Genomic DNA, 23714 nt, shown 5'->3' on the forward strand with positions numbered 1-23714 from the left:
GCCCTGGGGCAGGCCCCGGGCTCCCGCCGCGTCATCCGCGGGTACGGATCAGACGAGGTCGAAGCGGTCCGCGTTCATGACCTTGACCCAGGCCGCGACGAAGTCCTCGACGAACCTCTCCTTGGCGTCGTCGCTCGCGTACACCTCGGCGACGGCCCGCAGTTCGGCGTTCGAGCCGAAGACCAGGTCGGCGCGGGTGCCGGTCCACCGGGCCCGGCCCGAGTCGTCCCGGCCCTCGAAGGTGTGCGCGTCCTCCGAGGTGGCCTTCCAACTGGTGTCCAGGTCCAGCAGGTTGACGAAGTAGTCGTTCGTCAGCACGCCCGGGGTCCCGGTGAGCACCCCGTGCGTGGACCCGCCGTAGTTGGTGCCCAGCACGCGCAGGCCGCCGACCAGCACGGTCAGTTCGGGCGCGCTGAGGCCCAGCAGGTTGGCCTTGTCGAGCAGCAGGTACTCGGCCGGCAGCCGGTTGCCCTTGCCGACCCAGTTGCGGAAGCCGTCCGCCTTGGGCTCCATCGCGGCGAAGGACTCGGTGTCGGTCAGCTCCTGCGGCGCGTCCACCCGGCCGGGCGCGAACGGCACCTCGACGGCCACCCCGGCCGCCTTGGCGGCCTGCTCGATGCCGACGCCGCCGGCCAGCACCACCAGGTCCGCGATCGAGACCTGCTTGTCGCCCGCCTGTGCGTTGAACTCCTGCTGCACGCCTTCCAGGGCGCGCAGCACGGAGGCCAGCCGGTCGGGCTCGTTGACCTCCCAGCCGGCCTGCGGCTGGAGCCGGATGCGGCCGCCGTTGGCGCCGCCGCGCTTGTCGCTGGAGCGGTAGGAGGAGGCGGCCGCCCAGGCGGTGGAGACCAGCTCGGACACCGGCACGCCGGTGGCGGCGATCCGCCGCTTGAGGTCGGCGACGTCGGCCGCGCCGATCTGCTGGTACGTGGCCTCCGGCAGCGGGTCCTGCCAGAGCAGGTGCTCGCTGGGGACCTCGGGGCCGAGGTAGCGGACCACCGGGCCCATGTCGCGGTGGGTCAGCTTGTACCAGGCGCGGGCGAAGGCGTCGGCGAACTCCTCCGGGTTCTCCAGGAACCGCCGGGAGATCGGCTCGTAGACCGGGTCGAAGCGCAGCGACAGGTCGGTGGTGAGCATGATCGGCACGTGCCGCTTGCCCGCGTCGTGCGCGTCCGGCACGGTGCCCTCGCCGGCGCCGTCCTTGGGCTTGTACTGCCACGCGCCGGCCGGGCTCTTGGTGAGCTCCCACTCGTAGCCGAACAGCGTCTCGAAGAAGCTGTTGTCCCAGGTGATCGGGGTGGGCGTCCAGGTGCCCTCCAGACCGCTGGTGATCGCGTCGCCGCCGACGCCGGTGCCGAAGGCGCTCTTCCAGCCGAGGCCCTGCTGTTCGATCGGGGCGTCCTCGGGGGCCGGGCCGACGTTGTCGGCCGGGCCGGCGCCGTGGGTCTTGCCGAAGGTGTGGCCGCCGGCGATCAGCGCGACGGTCTCCTCGTCGTTCATCGCCATCCGGTAGAAGGTCTCGCGGATGTCGCGGGCGGCGGCGATCGGGTCCGGGTTGCCGTTGGGGCCTTCGGGGTTGACGTAGATCAGGCCCATCTGGACGGCGGCCAGCGGGTTCTCCAGCTCGCGGTCGCCGGTGTAGCGCTCGTCGCCGAGCCAGGTGGTCTCGGGGCCCCAGTAGACGTCCTCGTCGGGCTCCCATTCGTCGACCCGGCCGCCGCCGAAGCCGAAGGTCCGGAAGCCCATGCCCTCCAGGGCCACGTTGCCGGACAGGATGATCAGGTCGGCCCAGGACAGGGCGCGCCCGTACTTCTTCTTCACCGGCCACAGCAGACGGCGGGCCTTGTCCAGGCTGGCGTTGTCGGGCCAGCTGTTCAGCGGGGCGAAGCGCTGCTGGCCACCGCCGGCGCCGCCGCGGCCGTCGCTGATCCGGTAGGTGCCGGCGCTGTGCCAGGCCATCCGGATGATGAAGGGGCCGTAGTAGCCGAAGTCGGCCGGCCACCATTCCTTCGAGGTCGAGAGGACCTCCTGGATGTCCCGCTTGACGGCCGGGAGGTCGAGGGTCTCGAAGGCCTCGGCGTAGTCGAAGTCCGCACCGAGCGGATTGGCGACGGCCGGGTTCTTCGCAAGGATCTTCAGATTGAGCCGTTCCGGCCACCACTGGCGGTTTCCGCCGCCCTGGGTGGGGTGCGGCGCGCGCCCGTGGTTCACCGGGCAGCCCTCCGCCTTCGCCTCTACGCCGGTTGCATCGTGGATGTCAGACATGGGAATCCTTCCCTCACAAGGCGGATCACGGTGTCTTCTCTGCTACCTACGGCACCTACTGCTGCTGTCTGGTCCTAGCGCGCCACGTGTTGCCATTGCCCGTCACTGTGTACGGCAGCGACGGGAGTCACGTGCTGCTGCTACCCAGGCTAGCGCCGGAGCCGATCCTACGATGGACGGAATCCAAGTCAAGAAAGACACCAAGGACATATCCGATCGGGATCCGGAGGACGCCGGAGGTGAATTGGTAAACTCCGATCCTCCCCTTGACCTGAATAGGTGAACCGATATGAGTGACCTGCTGGAGCGGCTGCGCGGGCGCGGCTGGCGCCTCACGTCCCAGCGGCGTGTCGTGGCCGAGGTCCTGGACGGCGAGCACGTGCACCTGACCGCCGACGAGGTGCACGCCCGGGCGGCGGAGCGCCTTCCGGAGATCTCCCGGGCGACGGTCTACAACACCCTCGGCGAACTGGTCACCCTGGGCGAGGTGGTCGAGGTGTCCACCGACGGGCGCGCCAAGCGTTACGACCCGAATGCGCACCGCCCGCACCAGCACCTGATCTGCACCGGCTGCGGCGCCATTCGCGACGTCCACCCGCAGGGCAACCCGCTGGCCGACCTCCCGGCCGAGCAGCGCTTCGGGTTCGCCGTGTCGCAGGCGGAGGTCACCTACCGGGGGCTGTGCCCGGACTGCACGGGCTGATCGCTCCGGCGGTCGGCCCGTGGACCTTCCGCGCGGAAACCTGGACGTGTAGTGTCCCGGTTATGCGCATGGGCGAGGGAGTCGAGTGGGGCCTGCACTGCTGCCTCACGCTGGCCTGGCTGGACGACGGCCGACCGGTGCCGACCGCACGGCTGGCGGCCTGGTTCGATCTCCCGCCCGCCTACCTGACCAAGCGCCTACAGGCGCTCGTCCGGGCCGGCATCCTCAGCTCCGCCCCCGGCGCCCGGGGCGGCTTCCGGCTGGGCCGCCCGCCGGAGCGGATCACCCTGATGGACGTGGTCGCGGCCATCGAGGGCCCTGACGACCTCTTCCGCTGCTCCGAGATCCGGCAGCGCACGGAGGGGGCGGCCGCCGCCGGCGACGACTTCCGGCGCCCGTGCGGGGTGGCCACCGCGATGCGCAGGGCCGAACTGGCCTGGCGGCGCGAGCTCTCCGGGCAGACGGTGGCCGACCTGATGGCCGCCGCACCCTCCGGGGCTGCCGAACGCACCCGGCGACACTACGCGCGACTGACGGGCTGAGCCCTCCGCTTCCTCCTTCGCGGCCCTGCGGGTCCGCCGTGCGCGGCCCCGCAGGGCGCTCGTCGACCTCCGAGGTGAACCTGGATGTCCGATGTCCTGCGAGCGTGGACCGCGGGCAGATCACCGTCCCCGGCAGGGCCGGTCGGGGTCGCGCGGGGGCGTGGTGCCACTCCCTCGGTCGCGGCCGCCACGTGTCGGGGGTGCCGCGCCACGCGGTCGCGTGCACGACTCCGTCGGCGGGCGGCAGTGGCTGGTATGCCGTGATGATTGTTGTATGTGGGTACAGGCGGATCACGAACCGGATGACGCCCGCCACCGGGAGTTCGGGGTCACACCGCTGCACGTCGCGGCGGCCTCCGCGGCTGCCGGACCCCCGCAGCCGTCCGGGCGGATGCTCTCCGGCATGCTGACGGACCAGCCGTTCGTGGGACCGCGGCGGTCCGCCTCGGCCGCCCGCGCCCGGCCGGTTCGCCGTGGCTTCCCGTTCGACCGGGCGCACCGCCACCGGAGCGCGCGGTGAAGCTCCCGGGCCGCGGCGGGGCCGACCGGCACCGTGCGACGGAGCCGGGCGGGACGGAGCCCCGGGCGCCCGCCCCGCCGGCATGGATACGCTGGCTGCCGGCCATTTATGTCGCGGTCATCCTCGCGCTGGAACCGATCACTCCCGTGCAGTGGCCGGTGAGCTTTCTGCTCATCGCCCTGCCCGTCGTCGCCGCCTACGCCCACGGTCCCGCCTTCGTCGCCGCCATCACGGTCTTCGCCGTGATCTTCGAAGGCGTCCTGGCGGGCACTCCGTGCTGTGCGGACCGCGCCGTGGGCTATCTGTGGGACCGCCACTACGTGGCCACCTACTTCTCCACGGCACTGGTCGGGGTGCTGGGCGCCCTTCTGGCCGCCCACCGAACGCGCCGGGAACGCACCCTGGCCACCGTGCGCTCGGTGGCCGAGACGGCGCAGCGCGTGCTGCTGCGTCCGGTCCCCCACCTCCTGGGCCGCATCAGCATCGAAACCCTGTACCTGTCGGCGGCTGCGGAGGCCCGGATCGGCGGCGACCTCTTCGAGGCGATGAGCACCGCGCACGGTGTGCGCCTGCTGATCGGCGACGTCCGGGGCAAGGGCCTGCTCGCGGTGGAGACGGCCGCGGCGATGCTGGCCGCCTTCCGCGAGGCCGCGTACGACGAGCCCGATCTGCCCGCGATAGCGCGCAGACTGGAGAGGAGCATGAGCCGCCGAGCCGCCCAGCTCCCCGGCAGCGAGGAACGCTTCATCACCACTGTGCTCGCCGAGATTCCGGAGGACGAGCCCGTGGTCCGCATCGTCAACTGCGGCCACCCCCCGCCCCTGCTCATCGACCAGGGCCGGGTCAGCGAACTGGCCCCGCGTGATCCGTCACCGCCCCTCAACCTCGGTGTGCTGCTCGGCGGCGACTACCACGTCGACGTGGAGCCCTTCCGTCCGGGCGACCAACTGCTGCTGTACACCGACGGCGTGACCGAGACCCGCGACCACACCGGAACCTTCTACCCGCTCACCCAGCGTGTCCGCGACTGGACCGCCCTGCCGCCACGCGAGCTTCTGAACAGCCTGCACCGGGACCTGATCGCGTACAGCGACGCCGCCCTCGACGACGACATCGCCGTGCTCATCGCGCAACGGCTCCCCGACGGGAAGGAGCCGGCCCACACACCGGGCCCGCCCGGGGCGAGTTGAAGGGCGGGCTCCGCGGCGGCGACAGCACGGGACGGCGGCGCCGGCGCGCACTGGTCACGTGGGCTCCGTCGGCACCGCCCTCGCTCGCTACCTGCCCCAGATCGTCCGGTACGCCTGGCGGTAGCCCGGTGGGTCCCAGGAGGTTGCTCCGCCGCTGTTGGCGGCCGTGGTGATGTGGACCGGGGCGACGTAGCCGCTGGCGGGCTGGTGGGAGAAGGCGCGGTTGAACTCGTCGACGATCTGCCAGCCCTGCGCGGTGAGGGGCTCGGGGATGGTGGCGGCCTGGAACTGTCTGCTGTCGATGCGCTGGAAGGCCGAGGGGTCGCCGTCGCCCGCGCCGATGTTGTACGGGGTGCCGTTGCCGGGCCTGCCGGCCGCGCGCAGGGCGGGCGCGGCGTCGGCGAAGTACAGGTCGTTGATGGCGACGGAGTGCGTCCACTGGCCCTGGAAGCGGGCGAGGAGGGCGGAGACCTCCTGGGGGGTGCGGACGGTCGCGTCCGGGATGGGGATGTTCGCGGACGCCAGAAGGCTCACGCCGGGGCAGGTGGCGAGTCCGCCCTTGATCAGTTGGGACTTGTTCTTGGCGAACGGGATCGAGTCGTCGGTGAAGACGACGACTCCGGCGTTGCCGTCGGACTCCGCGATGACCCAGTCCGCGCTGAGCCGCGCGACGTCCCCGACGCTGGTGGTGATGTTGCTGAAGAGCGGGGGGTTCGTGCTCGGCCCGGGGGCCTCGACCGCGTGCCAGCCGATGAGCGGGATGTGTGCCGTGCCGGCCTGCGCGACCTGTTGCGAGGTCAGGCCCGGGTCGAAGCCACCGATGACGATGCCCGAGGGTCGGAGGTTCACCGCCTGGCCGAGCGCCGCCTGGATGCCGGCGGGCGTGCCCTGTCCGTCGATCACCCGCACGCTCCAGCCGATGACTGTCGCGGCTTCGATGACGCCCCTGGCGACGCCCGCCACGCCGGGGTTGGTCATGGTCTGGGCGACGTAGACGATGGTCCTGCCGGGAACCGCGCTCGGGCCGCTGGTGGGGCCGTTCCAGGGGGTGTCGGCCTGCTCGGCCTGCTGGACGTCCGCCTTCGCCCTGGCGAGGGTGGCCGGGCAGCCGGCCCTCGACGGCCCTGCGACGGGGGCCCCGGTCCCGGTCGACACGCCGCGCTCGCAGCCGTCCAGGGCGGTGCCCGCCATTGCCAGCACGACTGCCGCCAGCACGGTCGCGGCACCGCGCTTCACGGCGTGTCCCGGGAGGAGGCCACGTCCGTCGACGGCGGCGTGAGCGAACCGCGGGTCTCTGCGCCACCGGCGCGCAGCCGGCGGCGTGCGGAGTAGCCGGCCAGGCCGACGGCGAGGAGCAGTGTCGCACCGTTGAACAGCGGCACGGCCCAGAAGTCGGCGCCGAGTTGCCCGATGCCGGCCAGGCCGATGGCGAGGACGGCGACGGCGACCACGGTGCCCAGGCTGTTGGCGCGTCCGGGTTTGACGGCGGTGGAGCCGAGCAGCGCGCCGACGAACGCGGGCAACAGGTACTCCAGGCCGACGCTGGGGTTGCCGATCTGCTGCTGCGCGGCGAGCAGGACCCCCGCGAAACCGACGACCAGGCCCGATCCGGCGAAGGCGTAGACGCTGTAGCGGCGGGTGGGGATTCCGACGAGTTCGGCGGCGCGCGGGTTGGAGCCGATGACGTACAGGTACCGGCCGAGCGGCAGCCGCTCCTGCAGCAGCCACAGGACGGCCGCGAGCGCGAGCACGTAGGAGGCGGACACCGGCAGTCCGAGGAACGTGGAGTCGTAGAGGTCGGTGAAGGCGACCGGCAGACCGCCTGTGCCGGGGAGGACCCGGGCGCCGCCCGTGATCCAGCCGGTGAAGGCGTACAGGATGCTGCCGGTGCCGAGCGTGGCGATGAAGGAGTCGATCCGCCCGAACTCGACGATGACGCCGTTGAGGGCCCCGAAGGCCGCTCCGCCCAGGACCACGGCCAGGCAGGCGAGCGGCCAGGGCCAGCCGCCGTCGACGATGAGCCGCAGCACCGCGACGTGCGCGAGGCCGAGGCCGTAGCCGATGGACAGGTCGAATTTGCCGGTGGCGACGGGGATCGTCGCACCGAGTGCGAGGATGGCGGGGATCGACTGGTTGGACAGGATCGAGGAGACGTTGTCGAGGGTGGGGAAGGTGTTCGGCAGCGCGACGGAGAAGACCAGGAACAGCAGAGCGGCGAGGGCCGGCAGGCCGTAGCTGCCGATCAGGTGTCCGTGCCGGCGGCCGTGCGGGGATCGGCGGAAGGAGGGCACGGTCATCGGCCTGTCGCACGCCCGGTGCCGTCACCGTCGGTGACGGCAGGCATGGCCGAGGCGGCTGAGGTGAGTTCGCTGACGGTGAGAGCCGCACCGGTCAGCTCGGCGGTCACCGTCCCGCGGACGAACACCAGGGCACGGTGGCACACGGTGGCGACCTCCTCGAAGTCGGTGGAGACGAGCAGGACCGCGAGGCCGTCGGCAAGCGCCTGGTAGAGCAGGCGGTAGAGCTCGGCCTTGGCACCGACGTCGACGCCGGCGGTCGGCTCTTCGAGGATCAACAGCCGCCGGTGCACCCGGAGCCACCGGCCGACCATGATCTTCTGCTGGTTCCCGCCGGACAGTGTGGCGATCGGCGCCTCGCTGTCGCGGGGGTGCACCGCGAACCGCTCGATCAGGGCGGCGGCCTGGGCCCGCTCGCGCCGGGGGCTGATCCAGTGCACTGCCGACCGGCCGCCCGCCCGGGGGTTCGCCAGAAAGTTCTCACGGACCGTCAGCTCCTCGGCGCAGCCCTCCTCCAGACGGTTGCCGGTGACCAGGCCGACGCCGGAGTCGACGGCACCGGCCACCGTGTGCGGGGTGTACGGTCGGCCGTCGAGCAGGGCCCGCCCGCCGAGGATCGGACGGGATCCGGCGAGGGCGCGGCCCAGGTCGAGGTGGCCGGCGCCGGTGAGGCCCACCATGCCGAGGATCTCGCCGGCGCGCAGCCTGAGGCTGACCGGCCCGGCGTTCGTGGTCCGCACCGCGTCGAGGCTCAGCACCACCGGGCCCTCGACGGAGGCGACCGGGGCGGCCCGGTGGCCGACCGGTTCGCGGCCCACGATGTCGTGGACCAGGCGCCGGCGGCTTTGGCCGGCGAGCGGACCGGAGCTGATCAGACGGCCGTCGCGCAGGACGGCGAAGGTGTCGGCGACCCGGTAGACCTCGTCGAGCCGGTGGGTGACGTAGACGATGCCGTGCCCTCGGTCGCGCAGGGTGCGCAGGACGGCGAAGAGCCGGGCGCAGTCCGCGGCGGGGAGGCTGGCGGTCGGCTCGTCCAGGACGAGGAGCTCCGCCCGCGTCGCCAGCGCGCGGGCGATGGCGACCAGCGAGCGCTCGGCGGGGGCGAGGTCGGCGATTCGCGCGTCGGCGTCGAGGTGCCCGGCGATCAGGGCGAGGGCGTCGGCGCAGCGCTCCCGGGTCCGCCGCCAGGAGACCAGGCCGTGACGGCGCGGGTAGCCGGCGACCAGGGCGATGTTCTCGGCGACCGTCATCCACTCGACGAGACCGAGGTCCTGGTGGATGAAGGCCATGCGGCGGGCGGCGGCCTCGGTGCCGAGCGGGTGCCCGGCCACCGTCACCTCGCCCTGGTCCGCGTGGTGGATCCCGGCGAGCGTCCGGATGAGGGTGGACTTGCCGGCGCCGTTCGGACCGAGCAGGGCCAGGACGCTGCCGCGATGGATGTCGAGGTCGATCCCGGCCAGCGCGGGAGTGCCGCCGAACCGCTTGCCGAGACCGCGGATGCGAACGAGTGGGCCGCAGCGCGCGGGTGGGCCCGCCGGGGGGTCGGGGGTGTCGTGCATGGACCACCGTTCCTACCAGCTGAGCCCGGCCGCCGTGGTGGTGACACGCCACGGTGGCCGTTGACGTCCGGAGGGCTGGTCATTCGATCTCGGGAATGTCGGCGAACTGGTTCTCGAAGAAGTGGCTCTCGAAGAGGTCGGGGACGCCGTCGGACGCCTCCAGGGCGCATTCGGCCCAGATGACCTTGCCCCTGGCCGTGTAGCGGGTGCCCCAGGCCTGGGTGAGCTGGGCGACGAGGAACAGGCCGCGGCCGCCCTCGTCGGTGGTGGCCGCGTGGCGCAGGTGGGGGGCGGTGCTGCTGCCGTCGGAGACCTCGCAGATCAGGGCGCGGTCGTGGATCAGACGGATCCGGATGGGCTCGGTGCCGTACCGGATGGCGTTGGTGACCAGCTCGCTGAGCAGCAGTTCGGTGACGAAGGCGACCTCCTCCAGCCCCCAGTCGCTCAGGCGGCGGGCGGCGGCGGCGCGGATGTCGCCGACGCGGGCCGGGTCGGCGGGCAGGTCCCAGGTGGCGATCCGGCCGGGGTCGAGGGCGTGGGTGCGGGCGACGAGCAGCGTGACGTCGTCGGCCGGGTGCTCGGGTACCACGGCGTCCACGACCGTGCGACAGGTGTCCTCGGGTGAGCGGTTCGCTTGCGCCAGGGCGGTGCGCAGGCGGTCGAGGGCCGCGTCGGGGTCACGGCGGTGGTCTTCGAGGAGTCCGTCGGAGTAGAGGACCAGCTGGCTGCCTTCGGGCAGGTGCAGCTCGGCGGTTTCGAACGGCAGGCCGCCCAGGCCGAGCGGGGGCCCGGCGGGGAGGTCGGGGACGGTGACCGTGCCGTCCGGGTGGACCACCGCGGGTGGCGGGTGACCGGCGCGGGCCAGGGTGCAGCGCTGCGAGGTCGGGTCGTAGACGGCGTACAGGCAGGACGCGCCGATGATGCCGTCGTTGCCGGTGGCGGGCTCCACGCCGTCCTCGTCCCGGTCCAGGCGCCCCACGAGGTTGTCCAGGTGGGTGAGGAGCTCGTCGGGCGCGAGGTCCAGTTCGGCGAAGTTGTGCACGGCGGTGCGCAGGCGGCCCATGGTGGCGGCGGCGTGCAGTCCGCGGCCGACGACATCGCCGACGACCAGGGCGACCCGGGCGCCGGACAGGGGGATGACGTCGAACCAGTCCCCGCGCACCCCGGACTCGGCGGGCAGATAGCGGTGGGCGACCTCGATGGCGCTCTGCTCGGGCAGGCTGCGCGGGAGCAGGCTGTGCTGCAGGGCCAGGACCATGGCGTGTTCGCGGGTGTAGCGGCGGGCGTTGTCGATGCAGATGGCGGCGCGGGTGGCCAGCTCCTGGGCCAGCGAGCGGTCGTCGTCCCCGTAGGGGGCGGGGTTCCGGGCGCGGTAGAAGCCGGCGATGCCCAGCACGACGCCGCGGGCCAGCAGCGGGACGGTGATGAGGGAGTGGACGTGGTGCGCGAGGAGGCGCTCGGCCGCCCCGGGGTCCTGCGAGATCCAGCCGGTGGCCCTGCGCAGATCGGGTTCCAGCACCGCCTGCCCGCTGGCCAGGCAGCGGCGATGGGGCGTGGTGGGGCTGAGGTCGACCCGTTCGCCGACCGGGTAGAAGGGGCAGTCGGCGCGGATGCCGTGGACCACCGTGCGGTGCAGCTCGCTGCCGGGGTCGGTGGGCTCCTCACCCCGCAGGACGGTCTCGGGCAGGTCGATGGTGACGTAGTCGGCCAGCCGCGGGACGGCCATCTCGGCGAGTTCCCAGGCGGTGCGGGTCACGTTCAGGGTGGTGCCGATGCGGGTGCTGGCCTCGGACAGCAGCTCCAGGCGGCGGCGGGCCGCGACGGCGTACTGTCCCACGCCCGGCTCGCCCAGCAGCAGCAGCCTGGTGGCTGCGCCGCGCGCGGGGGCGGACAGCGCCTCGGCCCCGTGATCCGTCGCCGCCGCGGAGAGCGGTGGGACGGCGGTGGTCGTGGCGGGCTCCGGGAGGCCGACCGACGGACCGGCCTGGTCGGGGGTGACGAGCCGGGGCAGCGAGTCGCCGTACAGGACCGCCTCGATGACGAAGCCCTCCACCCCGGACGGGCTGACCACCGGACGGCTCAGCAGGGTGGCCCGCCGGCCCTGGGAGAGGGTTACCTCGACCGCGGTGCGACGGGCCGAGGAGATCAGCTCGGTGGCCGTCTGTTCGAGCAGTGTCTGGTCGTGCCGGTCCAGCCCGCTTCGGGGCAGCTCGTCCAGACCGGCCAGGCGCCCTTCCCCGGCCGCCTGGCCGGTCTCGGCGCGGCGCCTGGAGTCGAGGTACGCGCGCAGCAGGGTGCGCTCTCGCGCCGAGCTCTGCGCCAGCAGGCGCCGCTCGATGGCGGTGGCGGCCTTGCGGATCAGGTCCTCCATCTGCGGGTCCGCGTAGGCGGGCGGATAGGCGAAGCAGAGGACACCCTCGATCCGTCCGCTGAGGGGGTCGCGGACGGGAATCGCCGTGCAGGCGTTCGACTGGCCGCGCTCGGCGAAGTGCTCGGCGCCGGAGACCTGGATGAGCCGCCGTTCCGTGAGCGCCAGCCCGATGCCGTTGGTCCCGCCGTACTGCTCGGCGAACACGAAGCCCGGGACGCTCTGGATCGCGGGCAGCTGCCTGACCATGGACGCTTCGCCGAAACGGCGCTCCAGCACCGCCCCGTCCGCGTCGGCCAGGGCCACGTTCATCCGGCTGCCGGCGAACCTGGATGCCAGCCGGTCCAGCACGGGCCTGGCCGCGCGGACCAGCCGGCCGTCCAGGTCGATGTCCGGGCGGTACGGGAGCTCGGACCCGTCCGGGGAGATCCCCATCGACTGGCAGCGCTGCCAGGAGTCCAGGATCAGATTCCGCACGCCGCCCTCGACCGGTTCACCGAGCATGAACCGCTCGCGGGCCCGTACGGGGCCGATCCCCGCCTCATCCGAAGCCGTCATGACCGCCACAGCGCTCGCATTTCCGCAGACCTGCACCCTTCGATGCAATATTAGGACTTTGCCCGTTTTGCGGTGTTTGCTACCGGATCGCGCACACTCCCCGAGCACGGTGGCGGTATTGCGGCCATCACCGCATCATCGGCAGAGCGGGGGACGGGTTGAGGAGTGCCATGACCAGTGCCAACGGGCCGGCGATGACCCGCGACGAGTTCGACGCGCTTTTCCGGCAGCTGCGCCGCGACCGTCTCCCCGGGCCGGTCGAAGGGAGGCGACGGGTGGCAGCCGCCGGCCTCGTACGCACGGGTGAGGTCGTCGCCATGGGGCGGCCGTGGGACAGCGTGCCGGGGCCCGACAACCGCAGGCCGGCACTGCACCAGATGACCGAACTGGCGGACGTCACCGCCCCCGAGCCGACCGTGCACCGGGACTTCATCGCCTCCGACTACCACGGCAAGGCACAGACGCACCTGGACGCGCTCTGCCACATCGCGTACGGCGGACTGCTCTTCGCGGGAGTGCGGGCGCGGGAGGTGTTCTCCTCGCAGGGTGCCGCCTACGGCGCGGTGACCGACCTGCTGCCCGGGCTGGTGGGACGAGGAGTCCTGCTGGACGTGCCGCGCCTGCGTGGCCGTGCCTGGCTGGAGCCGGGAGAGCCGATCGGCGGCCCGGAGTTGCTGGTCTGCGCCGAGGAACAGGGCAGCCCGCTCCGCCCCCAGGACATCCTCCTGGTCCGCACGGGCCACCTCGCCCGACGGCGGCGGCTGGGCGCGTGGGATCCTGACGACCTCAGCGCGGGACTGCATCCCGGCGCGATGCGCGTGCCGAGCGAGTCGCAGGCCTCGGCACTGGGCAGCGACGGCGACAGCGATGCGCGCCCGAGCCCCGTCGACGGCGTCCACTCGCCGGTCCACGTGCTGGCCATCACCGCCCTGGGCCTGCCGCTGATCGACAACCTGGACCTGGAACCACTGGCCGAGGCGTGCGCGCGCACCTCACGATGGGAGTTCCTCTTCGTCGCCGCGCCCCTGAACATCCCCCGCGGCACCGGCTCCCCGGTCAATCCGCTCGCGGTCTTCTGAACGCTCGCGGTCGTCTCGGCGGGGCCGGGGCCGGCCGTGCTCCGCTCCGGGCGGCGCTGTCACCACTCGTCGCGGTAGTCGGTCACCAGAAAGCTGCCCACGGCGCCGTCGCCACCGAACACGCCCCAGCGGCCGGTGCGGGTCACGACGCCATTGGTGGCTCCGTATGGCCCCACGGTGGCGACCGGAGCGCCGTTGTCACAGGAGAAGCCGCGGAAGACGTGGACGACCTTCCGGCTGTCGTTGAAAATACTGAAGCTGCTGGAGCCCAGTCCGCTGGCCGCGGCGATGCATCCATCGGTGGAGGCGGAGTACGTGCGTTCGTTGAAGTAGATCCTTCCCTCTTCTTCCTCATGGCCGTGGCCGCGTCCGCCGTCACGGCGGTCGTGGTCCTCGTGCTTCTCCCCGCCTTCGCTGCCGCCGCCCTCGACAGCCTCGGCCGGGGCGGCTTGCTCGACGGGCTGGGCCGCCGGCTGGACGGCCGGGGGCGCCGGGGCGGCTTGCTGGACGGGCTGGGCCGCCCGCTGGACAGACGGGGGCGCCGAGGTGGATCCGGTGGTCAGGGTGTAGGTGATACCGGTGGTTGTGAGGGCCGCCGCGCCTACTCCCGCAGCGGCCACAACCCATGTGCGCGTGCGCATGTCACTGTCTCTCTGTCTCTCTGCCTCACGGACGTCGGCCGGGTGACCGACCTGCGATGAACGTAGCGACGGCCCCTATGACTGTCATGTCGGACATGTCCGAGGTGTGACACCATGAGTCCAGCCAGGTGAAAATGCGGCACGTACCGCATGCCGGTGAAATTCCCGCACCTCAAAGCGACCCGGAGCGGCTACGGCTGGTAAGTCGGTCACCACGCACCGGTCGACACGTCTGCGCTCGCCGCCGCCCAGGAGCACAGTGGGGACATGGAAGTCCGAGCACGCGCGGCCCGCCACCAGCAGCGCGGGCAACGGAGCTGGGCGCTGCTGCTGATTCCGCTTGCCCTCATCTCGGTGATCACCGTGGTCGATCTCCACTCCCCCACCACCATCCACCTCGGCCCGCTCCTGGTGATCGCCCCTGCCCTCACCCCCTCGTTCGCCGGCCTCCGCCCGACCGCCCTCGTCGGAGCCCTGGCCATCGCCGCTCAGGTCCTCATCGCCTTCCTCCACGGCGGCTTCACCACCAGCAACCACATCGCGCAGGTCGTCGCGCTGACCGTCCTGTGCATCCTGATCGTCATCTTCACCGCCGTCCGCGAACACCGGGCCGGACAGCTCGCCCGCGCCCAGTCGGTCGCCGAAGCCGCCCAGCGTGCCCTGCTGCGCCCGCTGCCCGAACAGATCGGGCCGCTCCGGATCGCCACGATGTACCTCGCCGCCGAAAAGGAGACACAGATCGGCGGCGACCTCTACACCGCCACCCGCACTGCGGGCGGAACCCGCATGGTCATCGGAGACGTCCGGGGCAAGGGCCTGGCCGCCATCGGCGAGTCGGCCCTGCTGGTCGGCGCCTTCCGTCTCATGGCCGCACAGCACGACACCCTGGCGGACCTGGCATCCACGCTCGACCACAACGTGGGGCGCTACCTCACCGACTTCGCCCAGGAGAGCGGCGACATCGTCGAGCACTTCATCACCGCGATTCTCGTCGACCTGCCCGACGACGAGCCCGTCGCCCACATGACCAACTGCGGACACCCGCCGCCCCTCCTGCTGCGCGACGGCCGCGCACTGCCCGTCGACTCCGTACCGGCCGCTCCACCCCTCGGCGTGAACGACCTCGGCGACGGCAAGTACCCGAGCGACAACTTCCCGTTCGGAAGAGGCGACACCTTGCTGCTGTACACCGACGGGGTCACCGAGGCACGCGACGACACCGGCGAGTTCTACCCACTCGCCGATCGCGCCGCCCACTGGACCAAGTGCTCCCCCGAGACACTCGTCAACCACATCCGCCGCGACCTCCTCGCTCACGTCGGCCACCGCCTCGACGACGACGCCGCCGTCATCGCCATCCGGCGTGCCGAACCCACCGCCGCCCACCTCGCCGGGCCCGATCGAAACCCGCCCCCTCCGCGAGGGTGATCCAACGCCGAGTCGCACGGCCGCCGAACAGCGGCCGGTGAGGGCGCCTGCCTACCGCCAGCGGATGCCCAGGTCCTTCAACCCGTTCTGGAAGTTGGAGACCAGTCGCTTCGGTGGCGTGCCCGAAGCGAGCTCCAGGCCGGGCAGGTCGGCGACGATCCGGCGGATCAAGGCCGACATCTGGATCCTCGCGAGCCGCGCTCCCACGCAGAAGTGCGGTCCGAACCCGAAGCTGACGTGGTCGTTCGGCGTGCGGGTGATGTCCAGGCGGTCCGGGTCAGGGAAGACCGATTCATCCCGGTTGGCGGAGGCGTGATAGACGACCACCTTGTCTCCACGGCGGATCGGTCTCCCGGCCAACACCACGTCCCGAGTGGCGGTGCGCCGGAACTCCAGCACCGGCGGCCAGAACCGAAGCAACTCCTCCACCGCCGAAGGGAGCAGATCGGGCCGTCGGGACAACCGGTCGTACTGGTCGGTGTGGGTGAGCAGGGAATACAGGGCGCCGGGCAGGCCGTTACGCAGCGTCTCGTTCCCGGCGACGGCCGGAAAAACACGCAAACATGTCCCCCCAACCCCAGACGGGGAGGTTCGAGGAGGGCCGTTTGCCGTGCAGGAAGTCGATCTCTATCTCCGCAAGTTCAAGGTCGTCCGCACCGCCGATCCGCGCGACCTGTTGTCGGTCGAAGCGCAGGAATCCACTGGCCGTGCCTGGGCGGCCCGCGAGGGCCTGCAGGTGCGGAAGGTCTGGGTGGACAACCTGTCCGCCTGGTCGGACGTCGTCCGTCCGGAGTTCGACAACGCACTCGCCGCCGTCATGAACGGCGAGGTGCCCTGCCTGTGGAACTTCGCCATGGACCGTTTCACCCGCAAGGGGATTGACGAGATCGGACCGGTCCTGGGCAAGGCCCGAGTCATCTTCGACTACGAGGGCCTGGACAGCTCAATCGAACGCGACCGCCGGTGGATCATCGACCGCGCCGAACAGGCCCGCGAGTTCTCCCAGCGACTGAGCTACAACGTCAAGAGCACGAAGGCCCGCCAGCGTGAGACGGGCCGGTGGTCCGGCCGCGCACCGTACGGCCTCGTGGCCGGCAAGGACCGCAAGCTGCGGCACGGCGAGATGTGGCCAATCGTCGAGCGAATCATCACCGACCTGGCCGGCGGCACCACTCGCGGCGAAACGGAGTGCGTCCCGGCCCGCTCACTTGCCCGCGCACTCACCCACGAAGGCATCGCATCTCCGGGGGGCGGCCCGTGGCGTCCCGGCGCGGTCATAGCCATCGCGCGCAACCCGGTCTACCTCGGCTGGATGCCGGTCCCCGGTGACAGCAACCGCTATCAGCCCCGCGAATACCGAAACGCCGCCGGAGAACGTGTCCGTGTGATAGCAGACGAGTGCGCCCCGCTCCCCGAGGAACTGGTGATGCGGGCCCGCGCCGCGCTCGCCGGACACGGCACAGGCGGACCCCGCATTGGGCGGGCACATCACACGCTCACCGGGCTGTCCGGCTGCACGGGCTGCCTGGGCCCAATGCAGGTCGGTGGGCAGTACTACCGCTGCTCACGTTACGCAGCCGGACTCTTCTGCCCCTCCCCCGCTCTCGTCTCGATCACGGCTCTGGAGGGCTACATCTTCGAGAGTTGGGGGGAGATGCTCGGCAACGCACGCCCGGACGACCCGCTGGTGCTTGCGGTCGCACAGCGCTGGGGCGCCCTGACCAACCCACAGGACGCCGCCGCTTCCGCTGCCGCACGCGAGCAGATCGCCATGGCCGAGGCCGCCGTGCGCCAACTCGCGGACGACCGCGCTGCCGGCCTGTACGCAGGCGAGATGGGCAAGCACTTCCCGCGCCTCGTCCACGAAGCCGAAGCCCGGCTCGAGGCGGCCCGTGATCGCCTCAACGGCCTGTCCGCCACCCACGTCGACGTCGGCTTCCTCATCGGCGAGCCCGAGAACGCGACCCGCTTCATCCTCGACGCCGATCCCGAGACCCGGCGGGAACTGCTGCCCCTCGCCATCGACAAGATCTGGGTGTCGAAAGGCCGACAGGGCTACCGCTTCGACGGCGAGAAGCGTGTTCGCATCGAGTGGGCTGTGCCCATACCGGTAGCAGCCTGAGCCCGAATCCACCGGGCTGTGACTGACGTGGGGACGGGATGACGCAGAGAGGTGTCTGCTGAGCTGGGAAGATGGGAGTTCTCTACGCTTCCGTCCGGCCCAACCAGCAAGGCACCTCGTAAGTGAAATCCTCCCATAGCTCCGCCGCGCTCACCGCCGCGTTCGACGACCCGAACCTGATCGCGGACGCGGGGCTTGTCCCGCTGGTCCGGCTGGCCGAGCGCGTCGGGCTTCCCAGCCTGGCCGGCGAGCGACTACGGATCGCTGGCGCGGGCAACAGCGGCGGCGCCAACCCGGCTGCGAAAGTGATGACGCTGGTCGCGGCGATGTGCGCCGGGGCTGACTCGATCGACGACACCGGCTGGCTGCGGCACGGCGCAATGAGCCGACTGTTCGGCGGGGTGCGCGCGCCCTCCACACTGGGCACCTTCCTGCGCGCCTTCGCCCACGGGCGCAACCGGCAACTCCCTGCAGTGCACCGGAACTTCCTTGCCCGGCTGGCCGCCACCACCCCGCTGCTGCCCGACGTCGACCAAGTCGCGTTCGTGGACGTCGACCCCACCCACCGCCGCGTCTACGGACGCGCCAAGCAGGGCGCCGAGGTCGGCCGGTTCAAGGGCGTACGCACGCTGCACCCGATCCTCGCCACGCTCAGCACGCCGACGGCCCGCCCGGTGATCGCGGCGGTCCGCCTGCGGCGGGGCAAGGCCGCCGACGCCCGCTGCGCCGGGCCCTTCACGGCCGAGGCCCTGGCCACCGCCCGCCAGGCCGGGGCGGGCGGGACCGTGATCGTCCGCGCGGACAGCCAGTTCTACAACGCCGATGTCGTGGCCGTCTGCCGCCGCGCAAGGGCGCACTTCTCGCTGACCGTGCGGATGAACCCCCACATCGCCGCCACGATCAGCTCGATCGGCGAGGACCCCTGGACACCGATCCGCTACCCCGAGGCCTTCGTGGACCCGGACATCGGCGAGCCGGTCTCCGACGCCGAGGTGGAGTACACCGCGTTCACCGGACGCAGGAAGGCCGAGCAAGCAACCGGCCGCCTGATCGTGCGCCGGGTCCGCCGCCTGAACGCCGAAGTCATGGCTGGGCAGGGAGAGTTGTTCACCGCCTGGCGCTACCACCCCGTGTTCACCGACAGTCCCTTCACCACGCTCCAGGCCGAGCTCCACCACCGCCAGCACGCGACCGTCGAGCAGGTCATCGCGGACGCCAAGGGCTCGGCGCCGGCCCACCTGCCCTCCGGGAACTTTCAGGCGAATAACGCGTGGCTGACTCTGTGGGCCATCGCTCACAACCTGCTGCGGGCCGCCGGAGCCCTCGCCGGGACCTTCCACGCGAGGGCCACCACCGCGACCCTGCGCGACCACTTGATCCACGTTCCAGCCCGCATCGCTCGCTCGGCCCGGCGTCTGACACTGCACCTGCCCAACCGCTGGCCCTGGCAGCACGCGTTCACCGACCTCTTCGACGCCGCCCACCCGCCACCGGCCTGATCAACAACCCGACCACCAGCCCGACAAGGCCCGACCGGAGCAGACGTGGAAGAGCTGGGCAGACCAGCGGGCCTCCCATGCCCACCCCCAGTCACCCCGGCCAAACCCCGGATCTGATCACTCTCGAATCAGGTCGGTGGATTCGGGCTGAGTCAGCGTCCACCCGCGGACGCACTGCTCGGCACCCCTTTGGACCCGAAGACCTACGACTACCCGGACCGGTGCACAGAAGGGAAATTTCGCGTTCCCGATCATGATCCGGACATCACTCCGAGTGAAGCGCGCAGGCTAGAAACGTACTGGCCTCACCGGAGTAGATCCGGTGAGACCAGTACGACTTACTGCTCAGCCGTCGTCAGCCCTGTGGGGAACGTGACGTCGGGTACTTGGCTTAGAGATCAACCAAGTTCAGCGCCTTTGCCAGTGCGGCTTGGGCGTCGCGCCGAGGTTTACCGATCAGGAGGGGGATCCCCAAGGGTCATCCTCTACACCTTCATCGGCAATTTCAAAGCGCTTCCATTCAACGCAAGTCGGAATACTTCCTCCGGAGTGCAGGAACTCCTTGACCGCCTCTCGAACGAGATCGAGTGGAATCTCCGAATTATCTGGAAACTCAGTCCAGTGCTCGGCGACATGGTATGCGACGCCACTGCGAGAGCCAGGGGCGCCCACTGAAGCGATGTGTCCGACCTCGGGTGCCGTTAGAGCTAGCGCACCCACATTGAAATCTCTACTGACTCCGACGTATAGCTCGTGATCCGGAAATCCTGCCGACATTCGAGATCGAGCCCTTGACAGGATATGTACTGCATCATGGAGTGCCGGCCCCGTCAACAGGGCATCAATGAGGCAATCTACGTCACCCGACGTGGAGAGCAGAACGGGGTTCTGCATGTCAGTGCGACGATAGCGCGCTTCTAGTCGATTATCGGTCGCCATCGCACGTATCCCTTCTTAGCCAAAATCAGCCAGTCCTTGGTATACATGGCTGTTCCACACGCCCGAGCCGTCAACAAAGTGAACCGTTAGCGTTTGCCCCTTGTTGAGGATGTATGGTAGCACCATATCGCACCCCAGTGGCTCATCGCACGGCCCTTGTGCGTGATTGATTACCAGGTCTGCGCTTGTAATGCGCGTACTTCCATCTGGATTGAGCATGCTAGCAGCAAACTTTTGCTCGACATCACTCGCGCGTGCAGCAGGTGAACGGAATCCCCACTGGCCCAACCGGCTATTGGCTCGATCGATCAGATTCCTGTAGGTACCCTTGCCGCTCGTCATGATGCTGCTCGTATTGCCGTGACTATCCATGGCAATGCCCGAAGTCTGCCCGCCGTCAACCCTCTCCGGAAGTTTGCTATGGAGAGCTCGGAGTTCACAGTTGCTGTTGTGCACCAATACCGGCGCATTTCCTGCCAGCACATAGTACGTGTGGAGGTCCTCGACGGTGAGGTTGTACATGACCTGCTGGCCGGCTGCCTCGCGGACGGACACGACGTTCGCGTCCTGTCCACTTTCCGTCTTGAGACTGTGTCCCGACTGCAGGCTGCCCGCGGGAGTCCACTTCTGAGTGGTGGCGTCCCAGAAGGAGTGCCCAAAAGTTGTGTGGATTACCTCTTCGCTGTCGCCTGATTGAACAATGACATCGACAAGGTCGTCATCGTCATGTTTCCAGGTGGCCGTGACGGCGTGACCGCTGGTTTCTCCGGTTTGTGGATCTCCTGCTTCGACTTGATCGCCTGGCTTGATTTCGGCGATTTCTCGGGTGCTTCCGTCGGCCATGAGAACCGGTGTCGTAGCAGCAAAGCTGCATGGGCCAGACTTCGGCCGGATCTTCGACACAAGTTTGCTGACGATATTCTTCACTGCGCCAGGGCGTTTGGCTATTGCCTCCCCGCCGTGTATTGCGGCAGAGCCGGCCAAACCGCCTGGAGTGGGTAGGGGCAGGAACGGGCCGAATGTCTTGGCGAACCACCGACCCAACTGGTACCACTTGCTGTGCGGTCCGTCCAGGGGACCGCCTATTTCCGAGACAATAGTGGTGAGATTGAGTGGGGAGTTGGGATTTTCCCGCTGATAGCGGAAATTATCCGCCATTTTGTCGTCGCCGAGGAGGCGAGCAGTGCCCTCGGCCAGCTCGTTGTAGGTCTGGACAGTTTCGTGCCAGGCTCCGCTTGCTACGTCCTTGACCTTATTGACTATGTTGTCGCAGGTCTTGCAGTTGAAGCCGAGGAACAGCCCGCTTGGGTCGCTGGCGTTGATGGGGTCGTTGTTGCTGTATGCGTAGCCGTTCCACTGCTGGGGATTGGCCGGGTCCAGGATGGGATCGGGGCTGATGAACCGTCCATGGACGGGGTCGTATTGACGGGCGCCGAGGTTGGTGAGGCCAGTGGTGTCGTCCTTGCTGCCGCCGACGAAGCCCTTGGTGCCGGCCCACTGGTTCGTGGAAGGTTGGGTGCCGCGAGGATTGCCGAATGGGTCGGTGGGGCGTCGGGTGACGGTCATGGCGGCGTCGGTGCCGATCTGGACGCCGTTGGTGCCGTGCGGATCGGCGGCCTGGATGACGACGTTGCCGCCGCCGATGGTGGAGGTGACCCGGGTTTAGGTGAGCCCGCCTCCTGCGGCAATGGACCGGACGTTGCTTAGTGTTCCGGTGGCGGTGTCGAGGGTGAGCTCGTCGGTGGGCAGGTTGAGGGTGGTCTTGCCGGGGTTTCGGCGGATGAGCTGGTTTCCGTCCGCGTCGTACAGATAGCTCGTGGTTCCCTCAGCTCCTGTCGAGCTGAGGGAGGCCACTCTGCCTTCACCGTTCCATGCGAGCGTCGTGGTTCCGCTGGTGTCGGTGATGGCAGTGGTGTTTCCCGCGGCGTCGTACTGGTAGCCGGTGGTCTTGGTGCCTGCGGGCCCGGTGGTGGTGGATGTGAGCAGGGCGTGGGGCCCGCCCGTTCCGCCGCCGGTGTTGGGGGCGGTGGTTGGGCTGTTGGTGCTCTTGGAGGCTCCGAAGGCCTGGGTGGTGGTGGTGTCCTTGAGACTGTTTCCGGTGATGTCGTGCTGGACGAGGCCGGTGCGGTTGCCGCTCGCGTCGTAGCTGTAGGTGTTCCAGTAGGGCGCCGGACCGCCGACCGTGCGGCCGCCGGGACTGACGGACGCCGGGCCGTTCGCGTTGTTGCATCCGCCGATGCCGGGCACGGTGGCGGAGGCGCCGGTGCCGTGGACGGCTCCGGAGGAGTCGGTCCAGTCGATCGTGGTGGTGCTGCCGCCGGTGTCGGTCCAGGCGCCGGTCAGCCGGCCCAGGTGGTCATAGGTGAAGCACTGAGTGTCGGTTGCCGAGGCGTCCTGGATGTCCGTGACCGAGGTGATCCGGCCGGACGGGGTGTAGGTGTAGCTGATCTGGTCGACCGGGATCGTGCTGGCCTGTCGGTCGATGATGGAGTTGATGACCCGTCCGGTGGCCCAGTCGTACTGCCGGGTGGAGACGACCTGCGTGCCGTAGTCGCCGGCCGTCGTGCGGATCGGTCGTGCGAGTGCGTCGTAGTCAACCTGTCGGACGATGGTCTGGTCGAGGCTGGCTGCCGAGAACAGCAGACCAGTCGCCGTATTCAAGTAGGTGATCGACTCGGCGGGGAGCCCGCCGGCCGCAGGAATGCTCGTCTGTGTCAGGGCGCCGAGCACTTGGCTGTAAGTATTGGTGGTGGTGTAGGTGCCGGCAAGCTCCTTCTCCACGGACGGGATGGTGATGGAGGTGCCGAGCGGCCGGTAGGCGGTGTCGTAACCGGTCACAGCCGTGGTGTAGGCCACGGGACCCTTGCCGCCAACGTAGCGAGTGGACGACGTGAGCTGGCCCTTGACGAGCGTGTCGTACGTCCATGCTGCAGTCTGGTTCGCGGAGGCCACACTGCCATTGAAGGTGCCGGTCTTTCGGCCGAGCAGATCGTAGGTATAGGCGAGGGTGGTGCCCTTGGCGTCGGTGGTGTGGTCGATACGCGAGTTGACGTCGTAGAACGTCTGGGTCACGCCGGTATCCGGGTCGGACGCAGATACCTGTCGTCCACGCAGGTCGTAGGTGTAGGTCCAGGTGTTGCCGCTGCTGTCCGTACGGCTGGCCGGCTGGCCTGCTGGTGTGTAGGTGTACGCCGTGATGTCCGCGTCGGCGTTGTTGCCCGTTGGGGTCGGCGTGCGGTATTGCAACAGGGCGGTGGTGCGTCCCCTGGCGTCAGTCACAACCGAGCTTGGCATTCCGCCGCTGGGAGGGGTGGTGTCGGTCCGGTCGGCGCCCGGATATGCGGTGGTGGTGGCCCACTGGAGGTTGCCGTTGAAACGGAACTCCGCGCGAACCACACGCCCGCTGCCGTCGTAGGTGTTCCAGGTCTGCCCCGGTACCTGGCCGTCGGCTGTGGGGATGAAGACCGATTCGGTGGGGAAGGAGCTCCTCTCGTAGTACGGGGCAGAGGTTTTGATCACCCAGCCGTGTGTGTCATAGACCGTGTCGGTGATCAGGCGCCCGTTAGAGCGTGCGTCGCTGGTGCGCTGGGTCTGCCGGTGGCGACCCAGGCCGTCGTAGATTTCGATGCTTGCCGAGTGCGTGCTTGAGCCATCGTTGAGCGACTCGGTCTTGACGGTGGACGGTCCTGCCGTGCCTTTGAGCGCGTAGGCGAACTTGCGGCTCGGCAGTTGCGAGGTGGGGCGGTCGGGCGCCCAGACGGCGGTGAGCCGGCCGAGCGCGTCGTACTGCCCGGTGATGACGCGGCCGTTGACGTCGGTACTGGTCAACGCCGATTCGCGGGCCGGGTCCAGCGTGGTTGTAACAGTCCAGTCGGCCCCCATAGGGCCGGTGGTCTGTATCTGAGTCGGGAGAGCACCGGAGGTCGGAGTGAGAACGGTCTTGGTCTCCGCGGGGGTGACCGACGGTCCGCTCAGCTGCACGCCGGAGCTGTTGTAGGTGGAGC

General features: G+C 69.9%; 16 protein-coding genes and 1 pseudogene. 7 read left to right on the plus strand and 10 right to left on the minus strand.

What is annotated here, in order from left to right; all coding sequences use genetic code 11:
• Nucleotides 1–48: 48 nt before the first annotated feature.
• Entirely contained in the window at nt 49–2265 is a 2217-nt protein-coding gene (katG, locus tag ACFU7Y_RS14535) for a catalase/peroxidase HPI (RefSeq protein ID WP_224276920.1), read from the minus strand.
• Nucleotides 2266–2554: 289 nt separating this feature from the next.
• On the opposite strand from katG, the gene ACFU7Y_RS14540 reads away from it, so the two are divergent.
• From ACFU7Y_RS14540 to ACFU7Y_RS14550, 3 genes are all read left to right on the plus strand, one after another.
• Complete coding sequence (locus ACFU7Y_RS14540; RefSeq protein WP_224276918.1) at nt 2555–2968, plus strand: Fur family transcriptional regulator; 414 nt, start codon at nt 2555–2557, stop codon at nt 2966–2968.
• 62 nt (nt 2969–3030) lie between these two features.
• Nucleotides 3031–3510, plus strand: coding sequence for an Rrf2 family transcriptional regulator (locus ACFU7Y_RS14545; protein WP_224276916.1), 480 nt, complete (start codon nt 3031–3033; stop codon nt 3508–3510).
• Nucleotides 3511–4026: 516 nt separating this feature from the next.
• Nucleotides 4027–5220, plus strand: a complete 1194-nt coding sequence (locus tag ACFU7Y_RS14550; RefSeq protein WP_380768089.1) for a PP2C family protein-serine/threonine phosphatase — start codon at nt 4027–4029, stop codon at nt 5218–5220.
• Nucleotides 5221–5307: 87 nt separating this feature from the next.
• Here the strand turns inward: ACFU7Y_RS14550 and ACFU7Y_RS14555 are convergent, their stop codons facing one another.
• From ACFU7Y_RS14555 to ACFU7Y_RS14570, 4 genes are all read right to left on the minus strand, one after another.
• Nucleotides 5308–6411 carry a substrate-binding domain-containing protein gene (locus ACFU7Y_RS14555; protein ID WP_224276929.1) on the minus strand — a complete coding sequence of 368 codons (1104 nt, stop codon included), beginning with the start codon at nt 6409–6411 and terminating at the stop codon, nt 5308–5310.
• Between the two features lie 41 nt (nt 6412–6452).
• Entirely contained in the window at nt 6453–7517 is a 1065-nt protein-coding gene (locus ACFU7Y_RS14560) for an ABC transporter permease (protein ID WP_224276912.1), read from the minus strand.
• A complete protein-coding gene (locus ACFU7Y_RS14565; protein ID WP_224276910.1) occupies nt 7514–9076 on the minus strand; it encodes a sugar ABC transporter ATP-binding protein in 1563 nt (520 codons plus the stop codon). The genes ACFU7Y_RS14560 and ACFU7Y_RS14565 overlap by 4 nt, the downstream gene beginning before the upstream one ends.
• A 79-nt stretch (nt 9077–9155) precedes the next feature.
• On the minus strand, nt 9156–12002 hold the full coding sequence (locus tag ACFU7Y_RS14570; RefSeq protein WP_224276908.1) for a SpoIIE family protein phosphatase: 2847 nt from the start codon (nt 12000–12002) through the stop codon (nt 9156–9158).
• Between the two features lie 170 nt (nt 12003–12172).
• Here ACFU7Y_RS14570 and ACFU7Y_RS14575 point away from each other — a divergent pair, with 170 nt between their 5' ends.
• Complete coding sequence (locus tag ACFU7Y_RS14575) at nt 12173–13081, plus strand: cyclase family protein (protein WP_224276906.1); 909 nt, start codon at nt 12173–12175, stop codon at nt 13079–13081.
• Between the two features lie 59 nt (nt 13082–13140).
• Here the strand turns inward: ACFU7Y_RS14575 and ACFU7Y_RS14580 are convergent, their stop codons facing one another.
• Nucleotides 13141–13722, minus strand: a complete 582-nt coding sequence (locus tag ACFU7Y_RS14580) for a hypothetical protein (RefSeq protein ID WP_224276905.1) — start codon at nt 13720–13722, stop codon at nt 13141–13143.
• 267 nt (nt 13723–13989) lie between these two features.
• Between ACFU7Y_RS14580 and ACFU7Y_RS14585 the strand changes: the two genes are divergently transcribed.
• A complete protein-coding gene (locus tag ACFU7Y_RS14585; RefSeq protein ID WP_224276903.1) occupies nt 13990–15150 on the plus strand; it encodes a PP2C family protein-serine/threonine phosphatase in 1161 nt (386 codons plus the stop codon).
• A gap of 51 nt (nt 15151–15201) precedes the next feature.
• Here ACFU7Y_RS14585 and ACFU7Y_RS14590 read toward each other — a convergent pair whose 3' ends face one another.
• A complete protein-coding gene (locus tag ACFU7Y_RS14590; protein WP_224276901.1) occupies nt 15202–15711 on the minus strand; it encodes a cytochrome P450 in 510 nt (169 codons plus the stop codon).
• A 49-nt stretch (nt 15712–15760) separates the two neighbouring features.
• Here ACFU7Y_RS14590 and ACFU7Y_RS14595 point away from each other — a divergent pair, with 49 nt between their 5' ends.
• Both ACFU7Y_RS14595 and ACFU7Y_RS14600 read left to right on the plus strand, forming a co-directional pair.
• Nucleotides 15761–17272 carry a recombinase family protein gene (locus ACFU7Y_RS14595; RefSeq protein WP_380768090.1) on the plus strand — a complete coding sequence of 504 codons (1512 nt, stop codon included), beginning with the start codon at nt 15761–15763 and terminating at the stop codon, nt 17270–17272.
• A gap of 122 nt (nt 17273–17394) precedes the next feature.
• A complete protein-coding gene (locus ACFU7Y_RS14600; protein ID WP_224276897.1) occupies nt 17395–18771 on the plus strand; it encodes an IS1380 family transposase in 1377 nt (458 codons plus the stop codon).
• Nucleotides 18772–19227: 456 nt separating this feature from the next.
• Here ACFU7Y_RS14600 and ACFU7Y_RS14605 read toward each other — a convergent pair whose 3' ends face one another.
• The 3 genes and pseudogenes from ACFU7Y_RS14605 to ACFU7Y_RS14615 all read right to left on the minus strand — a co-directional run.
• Nucleotides 19228–19710, minus strand: a complete 483-nt coding sequence (locus ACFU7Y_RS14605; RefSeq protein ID WP_380768092.1) for an Imm1 family immunity protein — start codon at nt 19708–19710, stop codon at nt 19228–19230.
• Between the two features lie 15 nt (nt 19711–19725).
• Entirely contained in the window at nt 19726–21276 is a 1551-nt protein-coding gene (locus tag ACFU7Y_RS14610) for a polymorphic toxin-type HINT domain-containing protein (protein WP_224276895.1), read from the minus strand.
• 96 nt (nt 21277–21372) lie between these two features.
• Nucleotides 21373–23714: pseudogene (locus tag ACFU7Y_RS14615) on the minus strand (hypothetical protein); the annotation flags it as partial.

The organism is Kitasatospora sp. NPDC057542 (assembly GCF_042801945.1).
Lineage (GTDB): Bacteria > Actinomycetota > Actinomycetes > Streptomycetales > Streptomycetaceae > Kitasatospora.